This window comes from Sphingomonas sp. SORGH_AS_0870 (assembly GCF_031453175.1).
Lineage (GTDB): Bacteria > Pseudomonadota > Alphaproteobacteria > Sphingomonadales > Sphingomonadaceae > Sphingomonas.
This window is the reverse complement of record NZ_JAVIYW010000002.1, coordinates 745056-759125: the sequence shown is the minus strand read 5'-3', so window position 1 is coordinate 759125 and position 14070 is coordinate 745056. Positions and strand designations below refer to the sequence as shown.

The window sequence follows — 14070 nt, the reverse complement described above, 5'->3', positions numbered from 1 at the left end:
GGTTCGCGCCGCCGCCCCCCTCCTCAGAACGACTTGGACACGCCGACGAAGAAGCCGCGACGCGGCCCATATTGCGGCGCGCCGACACCCACGCCGGTTCCGTCGCGGATCTCGTATTTGTGGTCGAGCGCGTTGATGACGTCGAAGCGGATGTCGATGTTCGGCCCGGCCAGATGGTGGCTCGCGGTCAGGTTGAACTGGGCATAGGGCGCGATCTTGGCACCGTTGGGAATGCTCCGCACATCGTCATCGCGGCGCAGGCCCGAGCCATAGATCATGCTGCCGCCCAGCTTCGTGCCGCCTGCAAAGGCATAGGACACACCCGCCGATCCGGTGAAGGTCTGGTCGTGATCCAGATAGATATAGTGCCGGGCGATATAGTCGAGATCGTCCTGGCCGAAGCTGAACTGGCTGGAGACGATCCCCCGCCCCTTGGCCTTGGCGGCGGCGAAATTGGCATAGGCGAGCAGCGGCCCGCGCTGATAGCTCATATTCGCCTCGATCCCGCCGATTCGCCCCTGCCGATAGTTGAACGGGGTCAGGATGATCGGCGCGCCGAACTGCCCCTCGTCGATCAGGTTCTTCGAGATGCGATAATAGGCGTCGATGCCATAGGTGAAGTAGCGGCTGAGCCGCGCCTGGAACCCGGCGTCGAAATAATCCTGCCGCTCGGCATAGGGGACGTCGTTGACGGTGACCGAGGGATAGGCGCTGGTGCCGACGAACTTGTTGATGCTGGTATTGCCGACCAGCTCGAAGGGCGGCGGCACGAAATAGCGCGAATAGCCCGCGTGCAGCGTATAGACATCATCCGGCTGCCACACCAGGTTGACGCGCGGCGACAGCTGCCCCTCACGGCGATAGCCGTTATAGAGGTCGTAGCGCGCGCCATAGTTCAGCGTCAGCCTGGGCAGCAGCTTCCATTCGTCCTGCAGATAGGCGCTGACGCTGGTCGCGGTCTTGCCGCTATTGTCGGCGATCTGGATCGGCTCGCCCGCCTGGGCGCCGTTGCCGTCGACCGGGAAGACGCTGGTCGTGGTCGCGCTGGTCGAGCGGTCGCGCGACAGCAGCAGGCCGCCGCGCAGCGTGTGCGCATCGCCCAGATGATAGACGGCATCGACCTGCCCGCCGATCGCGAAATCCTGCTTGTACGCCTGTTGCGCCTGCCCGTTATAGAGCAGCTCGCCCAGCACGTCGGGACGATAGCGCAGCGAGGAATAGCGCGCGAACAGCGACGCCTGCACGGTGAACGGCTCGGCATCGTGGAGGAAGGCCAGCTGGCCGAAGCCGGTCTTCTCCAGCTGCGTCTCGTTCAGCTTCTCGCTGGGAAACGTCTTCTGTCCGCCGACGCTCCAGGTGCCGCCCGGCTGTTGGCCGACCGGGTTGGGGATCTGGAACCACTGGTTCGAATAGCCGCCGACGAACGACACCCGGTTCTGGTCGTCCAGGATATGGTCGACATAGGCGAAGCCCTGATACTGGTCGGTATCGTCATGCACCGGGTTGGACCGGCCGTCGACGCTCTCGATGCCCAGGCCACTGTGCCGGTAATCGCCCGACACGAAGTAATTGGTGCTTCCCGAAGAGCCGCCATAGGTCAGGCTGGGCTGGATGGTGTTGTGGCTGCCGCCATAGATGGACGCGGTGCCGCCATTGTCGAACAGCCCGCTCTTGGTCGTGATGTCGATCACGCCTGCGGTGCGCAGGCCATATTGCGCCGGCAGCGCGCCGGTCAGGATGTTGACCTTGTCCACCAGGCGCGGCGACAGGGTCTGGCCGAACACCGCCAGGCCTTCGGGCAGGATGGTGCCGTTGATGCGATATTGCAGGCCGTTATGGTCGTCGCGGACGTGGAACTGGCCGAAACCATCCTGCACGATGCCGGGCGCCTGGAGCAGGATCTGGTTGAACTGCTGGTTCTCGCCACCGGGCAGCGCCTTGATCGTCGCGCTGGTGATCTCGTAATTCGACGCGCCGAGGCTGGGCTGGATATGCGCGCGCGCCGTGTCCAGCCGCTTGGCGGTCACGACGATGTCGCTGCTGTCGCCTCCCTGTGCCTGGTCCGCGTCAGGCGTGGGCACGCCGCGCGTCTGCGCCATCGCCGGCATGGCGATCGCGGCCGTGGCTACGCAACACAACAGGGCGTATAAGCGCATAGAGATACTCGCATGATATATAGTCTCCCGGACGTTCTGCTTCGCCTTGCTGCGGTGCGAAGGCAAGCGTCGTCGCGCTCCATGACGCATTTGTAAGACAGTCATCATCCGCCCGCCCGCCATGGCCAGCGGGGCCAGATCACGCTATCATGCGGATATGGCCGAACGTTTTGAGAGACACCGCCAGCCCTGGCGGCCCGACGAGATTCAGAAACTCCACACGCTCGCCAAGAAGGGCATGGCGCTGAAGGCGATCGCCAAGGCGCTGACCCGCAGCGAGGAGTCGGTCAAGGCGCGCGCCAAGGAAGACGGGCTGTCGATCGCCAAGCTGCACTGAGCCGGACGGGCGGCGCTATCCCGCGACCCGCCCGATCCGCACCAGCACCCCGCTGGGGTCGCTGACCGCGAACTCATAGGTGCCCCAGGGCTTGAGGTGCGGCGCGCCGGGTTCGATGATCCGGTCGCGCACCCGGTCGGCGACCGCATCGACGTCCTCGACATAGAGATAGAGACCGAAGGGATTCTCCTCCACGCGGGGTGGCCAACCGGGCATGTGGTTCAAATGCAGATGCCAGCCGCGCCCGTCCTCCATTATCCGATAGCCGCCGAAATCGGCCGCGACGGTAAAGCCGAGCAACCGGTAGAAGGCGGTGCTGGCCGCCATGTCGCCAGCCGGCACGATCGCGACGCAATGATGATTCATGGCCCTCTCCCGTCCCGTTGGCGGGACCGGCGCATCCTATCGCATGGCGTCGTTCGCGAAAGCCGTTTGCCGCTATAGCGGATAGCCGTCGCGGCACCGCTCCCATTCGACCGGATCATGCGCGCAGACCAGCGTGACCGTGTCGCGGCGTGCGATCGACAGGTCGCGCAGCCGGGCCTGGTTGGCCAGACGCGCACGCGCATCGACCTCCATCAGCCGCTGATAGGCGCGCAGGCCCGGCGTGCAGCGGCGCCTCGCCTCGCGCATCTCGCCGCGATAGAAATAGGCGTCCCCGGCATGGAGCAGCCATCGCCCGCCGGGCTGTCGGATCGCCACGCCCGCATGGCCCCAGGTGTGGCCGGGCAGCGGCACCAGCAGGATCTCGGGCGGCAGGCCGGGCAGGTCGCGGACCGCATCGAACCCGAACCAGCCCTCGCCCCCGGCGCTGTGGAACTGCCACCGCGCGACCTGATCCCATTGCCGCGGCCGCCAGCGGTTGCGCGCGACGATCCCCGCATGCGGCCCGGCGGCATCGTCATATTCGCGGCGCATGACATGCACGGTCGCATTGGGAAAATCCTCCAGCCCGCCCGCATGGTCGAAGTCGAGATGGGTCAGCACGATGTGCCGGACATCCCCGGCGCGGTGGCCCAGCGCCTCGATCTGGCGGATCGCGGTTTCCGACTCGCGCAGCCGGATGTTGAGCATGGCCCGCCACGGCAGGGTGATGCGGGGATGGGGGCGGCGATGCGGATGCGCCACGTCGCGCAGGCCATAGCCGGTATCGACCAGCACCAGCCCGCTCGCCTCGGTCTCGATCAACAGGCAGTGGCAGACCAGATGCCCCAGCGGCCCATGGCTGCGCCCGTCGAACAACGCACCCCCCAGGGGGCAGTCGGTCCCGCAGTTGAGATGGTGAATCCGCATCGGGCTCCAACCCGATCGATCGGGCGATCGTTCCACCTTATCTCTATTTTACAATAGGATAAACCGCATCACCTGGATCAGGAAGCCGCCATCACGGCTCAGGCGGTCAGGGTGATCCGCCGCCCTTCCCGCGCGGAGCGATAGATCGCCTCGATGACGCGCAGATCGGCCAGCCCTTCCTCGCCGGGGACCAGCGGCCGGGTGTCGTTCAGGATGCACTCGGCGAAATGGTCGAGCTGTCCGGCATGCTGCCCCTTGCCCGGCGGCAGGCGCCGCTCCTCGGTCCGGCCGTCGCGGTGGACGAACATCCGCTGCCCCTCATAGGCGGTGGCGGGTTCCAGCTCGATCCAGCCCTTCGTCCCCGTCACGCGGTAGATATTGTGCCCCGAGCTGTAGCTCGACACGCAGGTCGCCTCGATCCCGGAGGGGAAGCGCAACAGGAAGGTGATGCGGTCCTCGACGGTACGAAAGCGCGGATCGTTGCGGTCGGTCGATTCCACCGCGCTGACCTCCACCGGCTCCTCGCCGGTCAGGTAGCGGACCGCGTTCAGGCTGTAGATGCCGATGTCCATCAGCGACCCGCCCCCCGACAGCGCACGGTCGAGCCGCCACTGGTTGGGCTGCGCATCGAAGCCATGGTCGGAGGTGACGATCCGCGTCGGCCCGACAAAGCCCTTGCGCGCCAGATCGATCGCCAGCCGGTTATACGGCTCGAACCGCGAGCGATAGCCGATCATCAGCTTGCGCCCCGCCGCCTGACAGGCCTCGATCATCGTCCGGCAGTCCGAGGACGACACCGCCATGGGCTTCTCGCACATCACATGCTTGCCCGCCCGCGCCGCGCGCACCGTATATTCGGCGTGCAGGGCGTTGGGCAGGATCACATAAACGACGTCGACATCGGGATTGTCGCGGATCGTGTCGAAGTCGGCATAGCTGTAGCGGTGGCTGGCGGGCACGCCATATGTCTCGCCGAAGCGGGCCAGCTTCTCGGGCGTGCCGCTGACCAGCGCAGTCAGGCGCGCGTGATCGCACTCGGCGAATTTGGACATGATCAGTTCGGCATAGCGGCCCAGTCCGACAATGGCATAACCGATCCTACGCCCGCCCGGTGCGGCGCAGGCACCCCCGGCCGCCATGGCCAGTCCGGCGCCCAGCCCTGTGATGACGGTTCGACGGCTGGTGTCGCGCATGATCCTCTCCCGATCGGTTATGGCTATATCCATCAATGGTTTAGCACCATCCGCCGATCCGCACCACCGCGCGCCTTTCCCACCGCCCCCGTCCCCCCTTGCCAGGATTCCCGCCGCGCCATAGCGTCCCGGCCGGGGATCTGGGGGGAATAGAGACGTGCGTACCATATTCGTGCCGCGGCACCGGCTGGCGCCGGCGCTTCTGATGGCGGGCGTCGCCGCCTTTCCACTTCACGCCGCCCGACCGGTCGCCGTGGCGGTGGAGACCACGGGCCCCGCCGCCGCGCAGGCCCCGGCGGTCGAGCCGATGCCCGACTGGGTCCGCACGCTTGCCATCCCCGAGGCGACGAAGCCGCGCGTCGAGCGGGCGCAGGACGGCGTCGTCTATCTGCTCAACGATGCACAATATCGCTCGCGCCCGGACGGTCATGACGACTGGTTCCGCTTGACGAGCAAGGTCATCAACCGCAGCGGGCTGGAGTCGGCCGGTCAGATCACCATGGCCTATAATCCGGCCTTCGAGACGCTGGGCGTCCATTTCGTCCACCTGATCCGCGACGGCAAGGTCATCGACCTGACCCGCGACACGCAGTTCCGCGTGGTCGAGCGCGAGGACGATCTGGAGGACGGCATCGTCAGCGGCACGATGAAGGTCATCGCCAATCTGCGCGACGTGCGGGTCGGCGACATCGTCGATTACGCGACCACGGTCCATGCCCGGTCCAGCCTGTGGGCGGGCCACGCCTTTTACGGTTTCTCCCAGCGTTTCTCCGAGCCGCTGGCGATGCGCAGCCTGCGGTTCGTCTGGCCCGAGGGGATGACGCCGCGTTTCAAGGCGATCAACAGCGACATCGCCTTTCCGCCGCGCAAGACCGATCGCGGCACCGAATGGGAATGGAGCGTCACCGATCCCGCGCCGATGAAGGGCGAGGACAATGTGCCCGGCGGCGTGTTCCAGTGGGGACTGGGCGAAATCTCGACGATGCGCGACTGGGGCGAGGTCGCGGCCTGGGCGACCGGGCTCTACCGGGGCGATGACACGCTGCCCGCCGACTTCGCCGCGCGGCTGGACGCCATCGCCAAGGCGTCGCCCGCCCCCGCCGACCGGCTGACCGCCGCGACCCGCTATGTTCAGGACAATATCCGCTATGTCGGCGAGGAACTGGGCGAGGGCTCGTTCGTGCCGCGGCGGCCCGGCGTGGTGCTGGCGCGCGGTTACGGCGACTGCAAGGACAAGAGCCTGTTGCTGGCGGTGGCGCTGCGGCGGCTGGGCATCGATGCGGTGCCCGCGCTGGTATCGACGACCGATGGCCCCCGGCTGACCGAGCGCCTGCCCTCGCCGCTGGTGTTCGACCATGTCATCGTCCGTGCGGTCCTTGACGGGCGGGTGCTGTGGATCGACCCGACCGGCACCCATCGCGGCGGCCGGGGGACCGCGATCGTCCCCTCCAATCTGGGCCATGCGCTGCCGATCCGCGACGGCCAGGCGGCGCTCGAGCCGATGGCGGGCTATGGCGAGCGGGCCGGGCGCATGACCGTGGTCGAGGAATTCGCGGTCGACGAAAAGGCCGAGGTCGCGATGACCCTGCACGTCGTGACCCGCTATACCGACGCCCGCGCCGACCAGGTGCGCGGCAGCTGGGCCTCGACCTCCGCGCGCAAGATCGCGGACAACAATCTCGCTTTCTATCGCAAGCGCTTTCCCGAACTGGTCGAGGGCAAGCCGCTGGTCCAGACCGACGATCGCGACGCCAATGTGGTGACGATGGTCGAGGACTATACGATGTCGCGCGCCGCGTTCGACAAGGCCAAGCTGTCCGCCAAGCTGATCACCCGCGCCTATGCCGCACAGGATATCTTGCCCGACCGGCAGGATGATCCGCGCCGCCAGCCGCTGGCACTGCCCGACCATGTGGTGAACGAGCAGACGATCGACCTGCGGGTCAAGGACCGGCTGCTCGAGCCGCTGGACGATGTCGAGGCCAAGGGCGGGCCGGTCGCCTTCTCGCGCCGCTCGACCAAGCTGCCCGACGGCCTGCACATCGTCTATCGGCTCGACACCGGCCCGCGCGACATGGTGCCCGCCGCCGAGGCGGAGGCGGTCTATGCCGTGTCGGAAAAGGTCTCGAACGAGACGGGCATCGAATTCTATCTGGAAAAGTCCCCGCGCCCCTCGGGAATGCCCGCCGGGCTCGACCCCGCCCTGGCGGCGACGATCCGGCCCGACCTGGAAAAGCTGATGGCGCTGATCCAGAAGCCGGACCAGCCGTCGAAGATCGAGGCGCTGTCGCTGATCGCCGCAATGTCCGAAAAGCTGCCGCACCCCTCGCCGATGGCGGGGATGGTCGACGGGCTGAAGGCGGCGGTGCTGTCCGATCTGCGGCGTCCGCAGGCGGCGCTCGCCGCATTCCAGTCGGCGACCGCGCAATTCGACGGCAATCCCGAGGTGTTCCGCATGTGGATCGCCTATGAGCTGGACCTGGGAACGCCGGACTCGGTCGTGAAGGCCTTGCAGCGCACCCGCGCCGCCCAGCCCGCGATCGTCACCGGACTCGAAGATGCATGGGTTCGCGCCGCACTCCAGAAGATCCAGGCCTTGCCCGCCGAGGCGCGGACGAAGGCCCATGAGGATCTGTGCATCGTCCTGTCCGACAGCGAATGGCAGCAATCGCCGCGCACCGGCTTCGGCGGCAGCATGCTGGGCTGCGCGATCGTGGCGCAGAGCCGCCGGGGCGATCTCGCCGCCGTGCGGGCCGGGCTGGCCAGGACCCCGCCGACGCCCGCGCTGCTGGCGCTGGCCACCGACAGGCGGCACCAGCCGCTGTGGGGCGATATGGAGCGGCTGGTCGCCGATGGCTTCCGCCAGTCGCTGACCAGCGCCGCCACCAGCGCGGAGGCCGCCGCCCGCGCCGCGCCGCGCGATTACAAGGCGATCACCGAACAGATGCGCACGCTGCGCACGCTCGGCCGCTATCAGGAGGCACTTGAGGCGGGCAAGGCGCTCGCCACCGACACTGCGCGGATCGAGATGGTCGGCCATGACGGCTTCTGGCTGGCCAACGAATATGCCGAGAATCTGCAAGCGCTGGGCCGGACCGACGAGGCGGTGGCGCAATATGACCGGATGCTGGCGCTGGGGATGGAGCAATATCCCGAGCTGGTCTCGCTGGCGATCAACCGCGCCGAGATGCTGACCGCCGCCGGACGCTATCAGGCGAGCATCGACAGCCTGACCGCGCTGGAGGCCGGGCAGGGCCCGAAGATCAGCCTCTATGGCAAGATGTGGATCTGGTCCAACCGCGCCTGTGCGCAGCACCGGCTGGGCCATGCGGCGGAGGCGAAAGCCGACGAGGACCGGCTGGCCGCCAAGCCCGCCGAGAACTGGAGCGCGACGACCGCCGCCGCGGCATGCCGGGGCGACGTGAAGGCGATCGGCGAGCATCTGATCGCCCGCCTGCGCGCCGAGGACAGCCGGGAGCAGGCGATCGGCCTGTTCCTGATCCAGCCGCCCTCTCCGCACCGCACACCGCTGGAGGCCGAGATGGTCGAGACGATGGACAAGGCCCGCGCGCTGCCCGAGGTGCAGGCCGAACTCGCCAAATATGGCCGCGCGGTCCGCTATGCCGGGACGGCGGAGGGTTGGGGTACGTTCTGACGCCGGTTCGGACCTCTCCCCTCCCGCAAGCGGGAGGGGTCGGGGGAGGGAATGGGGTCTCACCGAGCCCAAAGCCTGTGCCCCTCGCCCCTCCCCAACCCCTCCCCCTGCCGGGAGAGGGGCTTTATGGGCCGAGCCCTCCGCTATGACGAATGGGCGCAGGGCTGGTAGAACGATCCGACGCCCGTTCGGACCTCTCCCCTCCCGCAGGCGGGAGGGGTCGGGGGAGGGCATGGGGTCTCACCGAGCCCATAACCCGTGGCCCTCGCCCCTCCCCAACCCCTCCCCCTGCCGGGAGAGGGGCTTCACCGGACTACCCTCCTGCGCCATCCACACGGCGCCGCACGCTGTCCAGCGCCGCGTCGCGCCATGCCCTCAGTGTCGCCACCGGGACCTCCGCCAGATCGAAGCGCAATTCGTGCATCGTCATGCCCGAGCGATAGCCCTCGGGCCAGACGGCGGTCTGTTCGAATCCGCAGCGCTGGAAAAAGGGGGCGACCCGTGGCGAGGTGTCGACGGTGACATAGCGGGTCGGCGGATCGGCATGGGTGGCGATATGGAGCAGCCGCTCGAACAGCAGCAACCGGCCCAGCCCCATGCCGTGGCAACGCCGCGCCGCCATGCCCCAATAGAGCAGCCCCTTGTTGTAATGCTCCCAGAGTTCATAGCCGCCGAACGCCACCGCCTCCCCGTCCAGCACGACCACGAAGGCCGGGCCGTCGGGATCGTCCAGCGTCTCTTCCAGCCATTCGCGGTCGCCCGCGCCGAAATAGTCCGCCCGATTGTCGTCGAAGATCGCCAGCACGGCGGCGCGGTCGGCCTGTTCATAAGCGCGGACGAGAATGTCGGTCATGGCGTGCGGTCCCAGAGTGCCACGGTGTCGATGGCGTCCCCCGCCTCGCGGCTCCAGCAGCGGGACGTGCCCTCGCAGGTCGCGGTCGCCATGACCGGGTCGAGCAGCCGGGTCTCGATCGCCTCCGCCGCCAGCCGCCGGGGCGTGCCGACCAGCTTGGCGTGCGCTTCCTTGATCGTCCAGCGGCGCAGCCATTGCCGCGACCGGTCCCCCGGCGGCGCGGCGCGCAGCGCCTGTGCTTCCAGCGGGGTCAGCATGTCCCAGAGCGGCGGGGCATCCTCGATCAGCTCGCGGTCGACCGCGATCGGCCGGCGCGCCGCACCGATCAGGCACTGGCCGCCGCGCCCCGACAGGCCGAGATGCCAGCCGCGCGGGACCACGACCTGCGGCTGCCCCGCCGGGCTGCGCGCCAGCATGACCGCCTGCGGATCGAGGCCGCCGAGCCGGGCGAGCAGCCGCGCGGCCAGAGCCCCTCGCCGCCCCGCCCCCGGATCCTCGGTCCGCCAGATCACCGGGCCATCCGCGTCCAGCGCCTCCAGCACGCCGTCATGCCAGAGCGGCGTCATCCCCCGGTGACGATGCGCGCGGGGCTGCCTTCCCAGTTGGTGCCGTCGGGCAGGGTCTCGCCCTTCATCACCACCGACAGGTCGCTCAGCTGCGCGTCCGCCCCGATCTCGGCATCGTAGAGGACGATCGCCAGCGAGCCGATGGTCGCGCGGTCGCCGACGGTGATCGCGCCGACCTTCATCACCCGGTCCTCGAACAGATGCGTCTGCAACCCGGCATAGTCGTTCAGCGCCACATCGTCGCCGATCGTGACCAGATCATGCTCGGTCAGGTCGGTGGTGTCGATATAGCAGCGCCGCCCGACCTTCGCGCCCATCAGCCGCAGATAGAGCCCGATCCACGGCGTGCCGCGCAACGGTTCGAGCAGGTTGCTGACCGCCAGATTCTCATAGGTCGCCGTCACCAGCTCGGTCCGCCAGACAAAGGTGCTCCACAAGGGCGCGGTGGTCGCCTTGTACCGCCCGACGACCAGCCATTTCAGCGCCAGCACGAACGCCCCGCAGGCCAGGCAAAAGCCCAGATAGAGGAAGGGGAAGGTCGAGACGATGACCAGCCCGCCGCGCTCCAGATCGTCGAGATCGCCGACCACCGACAACAACATGCTGAAGAACACCAGAAAGGCGGTCAGCGACAGGGTGGTGCGGATCGCCTCGATGGAAAGACGCGTGGCGATCAGCCCGCGCGACGGGTTGAAGCGTGCGCCCTCGTCGAACATCGTCGCGACCTGGCGCACCGGCAGCTTGAAGGCGGGCGAGCCGAACCAGGTGCTCCCCGCCTCGGTCGCGAGCGCGGGGTCGGCGGGGGGCTTGGACAGGACGCCGATCAACACCTCGTCGCCGATCTGCGCGCCGGTCGGGAGCAGCGCCGAATTGCCGATGAAGCTGCGGCGGCCGATCCGGGTATGCGCCAGCTCGATGGTGCCATGCCCGATCTTGGCCGCGCCGAAGATCACCGAGTCGGCGATGAAGCTCTCCGGCCCAATCTCGACCAGGTCGGGGATGATCGCGCTGGCGGTCGAAATCTCGGCACGGCGCCCGACCTTCACGCCCAGCGCGCGGTACCAGGGGATGACGTACAAGGTCGCAAAGATCGGGTGCAGCAGCCGCAGCGCCAGATCGTTGATCTGCTTGACCATCCAGTAGCGGACATAGAAGCCGCTGTTCAGGTCATAGACGCCCGGCGCGACCCGGCCGAGCAGCAGCCGCTTGGCGAGCACGGTCAGCACGCACATCATCACGATATAGGTCGCGGCGAGCAGCGGCGAGACGAGCATATAGCCATAGCCGGTCGTCGCCCAGTCCAGCTCGATCAGCGCGATCAGGCCCGGCGCGATCGGCAGGATGGCGAGGATCGGCAGCAGCAGCGCGCCGATCAGCAGGCCGAGGGACGCCGCGCCGCTCTTCGCGGTCCGCACCGTGCCGGGCTCGACCTCCGTATCGAAGGCGGCGGGCGATCCGGTCCAGCGTTGCCGCGCGGGGATCACCGTCTCGGCGGGGAGTGCGGACATGTCGTCGAGGATCGCATCCTCCTCCAGCCGCGCATTCCGCCCGACCACCGCCTGCGACCCGACAAAGGACCGCGCGCCGAGATGGACCGTGCCCAGCCGCAACAGCCCGCGCTCGACCGAGCTGGTCGCCAGCACCGCCTGGTCGCTGACGATGGCGTCGTCGCCGCACGCAAACAGGTCGGCGGTGTCGATGATGCCGGTGCCGATATAGGCGCGCTTGCCGATCCGGGCGCCCAGCATCCGATAATATCCCCGGATCATCGGGGTGCCCGCCAGATAGGGGGTCGCCGTCACCGCGATGATCCGGCGCACCAGCCACCAGCGGAAATAGGTCCAGCCCCAGAGCGGATAGTCGCCCGCCTTGAACCGCCCGGCGATCAGCCACTTGGCCGCAATCGAGAACAGCATCGAGGCGACGGGGACGATGGTGAAGAACAAGGCGCTGAGGACCAGCGCGTCGATCCGGCTCATCCGCCCCGCCAGATGGGTATAGGCGACATAGGGGAAGAACCATTGCAGCCCGGCAATGGTGTAGATGGGCAGCAATGCGACGGTCTGCGCGGCGACACACAGCATCCGCTGCCATTCGGGGACGCGGTGGAAACTCGCCTCGGTCGCGACCGCGACGGGTGCGGTCCCGCCGATGCGCAGCGCCAGCGCGCGGATGGTCGGCGCGGCGTAGAGATCCTCCAGCGACAACCCCGCCAGCCCCGGCACCTTGCGCGCCGCCGAGACGAGCCGTGCGGCCTTCAGCGAGTGGCCGCCCAGATCCTCGAACAGGTCGTCGGTGACGGATACCGGTTGCGGCGCGAAGGCCTCCGCCCAGATGCGGTGGAGCTGTTCCTCCATCGGCGTCGCGGGCGCCTCGATCGCACGGCCGGTGTCGACCGTCACCTCGGGCTTGACCAGCGCCTTGCGGTCCACCTTGCCCGAGGCGGGCAGCGTCGGCAACGCGGCGAGCAGCTGATAGGCGGCGGGGCGCATGTAATTGGGCAGGCGTTCGGTGACGCGTGCCTTGATCGCGGGGATATCGACGCTCTCGCCGCTGCGCGCGACGAGGAAGGCCGCCAGGAATTCGGCGCCATCGGCATCGGTGAACAGATGGACGACCGCCTGCGCCACCCCCGGCGCCTCGCCGATCACCGCCTCGATCTCGGCCAGTTCGACGCGGAAGCCGCGAATCTTGACCTGGGTGTCGATGCGGCCGACGAAATCGATGTCGCCCGCCGCATCCAGCCGGACGAGATCGCCCGAGCGATAGATGCGCTCCGGCCCGCCCGACACGGTGTCGAACGGGGTCATGGTGAATTTCTCGGCGGTCAGGTCGGGGCGGTTGACATAGCCGACGCCGACGCCGGGGCCGCCGATCACAAGCTCGCCTTCCTGCCCCGCCTCCACGGGTTGCAACGCCTCGTCGACGATCCAGGCGGTATAGCCGGGCAGCGGCTTGCCGATGGTGATGCGCTTGCCCGGCTGCACCTCGGTCCAGGTCGCGGTCACCGAAGTCTCGGTCGGGCCATAGGTGTTGAGCAGCCGCAAGCCCGGCCGCGCGAGGCGACGCGGCAGGTCCGCCGGGCACGCCTCGCCCCCCATGTTGATCAGGCGGAGCGTGGGCACCGGATGCTCGACCAGCGCGATCAGCGAGGGGACGACGTGCCAGACCGTCGCCTTTTCCTCGGCCAGCGCGATCGCGACATCGGGCCCGCTCGACGCCAGCGCCTCGGTCGCGACGAGCAGTTTCGCGCCGACGAAGAAGGCGCTCCACATCGTCTCGACCGACATGTCGAAGGCCAGGCTGAACCCGCCGAACACGATGTCGCCGGGCTCCAGCGCCAGGATCGCGCTTTCGGAGCGGACCAGATGGCAGGCATTGGCATGGGTGATCATCACCCCCTTGGGCCGCCCGGTCGTGCCCGAGGTATAGATGATATAGGCCAGGTCGTGCGGGTCCGATCCGGTGGCCTCGCGCCCCAGCGGCAGCGGCGGCTCGGCGGCGAGATCGCCCAGTTCGGCGTCCAGGCACAAAGTCCGCCCCGGAATCTCCCCCGCCCGCGCGCTCGTGGTGATGGTCAGCGCCGCGCCGCTATCCTCGATGATGTAGGCGATGCGATCCTGCGGATAGCCCCAGTCGACGGGCACATAGGCCGCCCCCGTGCGCAGCACCCCCAGGATCGCCATATACTGGTCCAGCCCGCGCGGCAGGCACAGGACGACGCGGTCGCCCTTCCCCACCCCCAGCGCGCGGAGCCGGTGCGCCAGCGACAGGCTGCGCTGCGCCAGCATGTCATAGGTCCATTCGGTCGAGCGGCCGAATTCCTCGTCTGCGCCGATCAGCTTCAGCGCGGTCGTCCAGCCCCGGTCCCGGCAGGTCGCGTCGAACAGCTCGTGGAGCAGTTCGTCCCGCGCATAGGGGCGGTCGGGCCGCAGCGCCGGGGCCGGAGCGATCGAGGCATGGATGCTCGGCGCGACGGAGGCTTCGGTATCTGCGGACATCGATACGCTTTCCTGG

9 protein-coding genes are annotated in these 14070 nt (G+C 68.3%); 2 read left to right on the top strand and 7 right to left on the bottom strand.

The window, feature by feature from the left end:
• Positions 1-23 precede the first annotated feature (23 nt).
• Positions 24-2156 (bottom strand): TonB-dependent receptor domain-containing protein, encoded by a 2133-nt coding sequence (locus tag QE363_RS04130; protein ID WP_309692201.1) that lies wholly within the window; start codon positions 2154-2156, stop codon positions 24-26.
• 157 nt (positions 2157-2313) lie between these two features.
• Here QE363_RS04130 and QE363_RS04125 point away from each other — a divergent pair, with 157 nt between their 5' ends.
• Positions 2314-2493 (top strand): hypothetical protein, encoded by a 180-nt coding sequence (locus QE363_RS04125; RefSeq protein ID WP_007403839.1) that lies wholly within the window; start codon positions 2314-2316, stop codon positions 2491-2493.
• A gap of 15 nt (positions 2494-2508) precedes the next feature.
• On the opposite strand, the gene QE363_RS04120 is transcribed toward QE363_RS04125, so the two are convergent.
• The 3 genes from QE363_RS04120 to QE363_RS04110 form a co-directional block, all read right to left on the bottom strand.
• Positions 2509-2859 carry a VOC family protein gene (locus QE363_RS04120; protein ID WP_309692187.1) on the bottom strand — a complete coding sequence of 117 codons (351 nt, stop codon included), beginning with the start codon at positions 2857-2859 and terminating at the stop codon, positions 2509-2511.
• A gap of 72 nt (positions 2860-2931) precedes the next feature.
• Entirely contained in the window at positions 2932-3786 is an 855-nt protein-coding gene (locus tag QE363_RS04115) for an MBL fold metallo-hydrolase (protein ID WP_309692186.1), read from the bottom strand.
• Positions 3787-3884: 98 nt separating this feature from the next.
• The gene (locus QE363_RS04110) at positions 3885-4979 is read right to left on the bottom strand and encodes a Gfo/Idh/MocA family oxidoreductase (RefSeq protein WP_309692185.1); all 1095 of its coding nucleotides are present in this window, start codon (positions 4977-4979) and stop codon (positions 3885-3887) included.
• Between the two features lie 157 nt (positions 4980-5136).
• Here QE363_RS04110 and QE363_RS04105 point away from each other — a divergent pair, with 157 nt between their 5' ends.
• Positions 5137-8634, top strand: coding sequence for a DUF3857 domain-containing protein (locus QE363_RS04105; protein WP_309692184.1), 3498 nt, complete (start codon positions 5137-5139; stop codon positions 8632-8634).
• A 313-nt stretch (positions 8635-8947) separates the two neighbouring features.
• Here QE363_RS04105 and QE363_RS04100 read toward each other — a convergent pair whose 3' ends face one another.
• Genes QE363_RS04100 through QE363_RS04090 form a run of 3 tightly spaced genes read right to left on the bottom strand, consistent with a single transcriptional unit; the run spans position 8948 to position 14054 of the window.
• Positions 8948-9487: a GNAT family N-acetyltransferase gene (locus QE363_RS04100; protein WP_309692181.1), complete on the bottom strand. Its 540-nt coding sequence runs from the start codon at positions 9485-9487 to the stop codon at positions 8948-8950.
• Positions 9484-10053 carry a 4'-phosphopantetheinyl transferase superfamily protein gene (locus tag QE363_RS04095; protein WP_309692179.1) on the bottom strand — a complete coding sequence of 190 codons (570 nt, stop codon included), beginning with the start codon at positions 10051-10053 and terminating at the stop codon, positions 9484-9486. Before QE363_RS04095 ends, QE363_RS04100 begins: the two co-directional genes overlap by 4 nt.
• The gene (locus QE363_RS04090) at positions 10050-14054 is read right to left on the bottom strand and encodes a Pls/PosA family non-ribosomal peptide synthetase (RefSeq protein WP_309692174.1); all 4005 of its coding nucleotides are present in this window, start codon (positions 14052-14054) and stop codon (positions 10050-10052) included. The genes QE363_RS04095 and QE363_RS04090 overlap by 4 nt, the downstream gene beginning before the upstream one ends.
• Positions 14055-14070 lie beyond the last annotated feature (16 nt).

Bases quoted from the DNA above. Each gene is read 5' to 3' on its own strand.
- QE363_RS04100 (WP_309692181.1), bottom strand. From the start codon at position 9,487: ATGACCGACATTCTCGTCCGCGCTTATGAACAGGCCGACCGCGCCGCC.
- QE363_RS04130 (WP_309692201.1), bottom strand. From the start codon at position 2,156: ATGCGCTTATACGCCCTGTTGTGTTGCGTAGCCACGGCCGCGATCGCC.
- QE363_RS04120 (WP_309692187.1), bottom strand. From the start codon at position 2,859: ATGAATCATCATTGCGTCGCGATCGTGCCGGCTGGCGACATGGCGGCC.
- QE363_RS04115 (WP_309692186.1), bottom strand. From the start codon at position 3,786: ATGCGGATTCACCATCTCAACTGCGGGACCGACTGCCCCCTGGGGGGT.
- QE363_RS04095 (WP_309692179.1), bottom strand. From the start codon at position 10,053: ATGACGCCGCTCTGGCATGACGGCGTGCTGGAGGCGCTGGACGCGGAT.
- QE363_RS04090 (WP_309692174.1), bottom strand. From the start codon at position 14,054: ATGTCCGCAGATACCGAAGCCTCCGTCGCGCCGAGCATCCATGCCTCG.
- QE363_RS04125 (WP_007403839.1), top strand. From the start codon at position 2,314: ATGGCCGAACGTTTTGAGAGACACCGCCAGCCCTGGCGGCCCGACGAG.
- QE363_RS04110 (WP_309692185.1), bottom strand. From the start codon at position 4,979: ATGCGCGACACCAGCCGTCGAACCGTCATCACAGGGCTGGGCGCCGGA.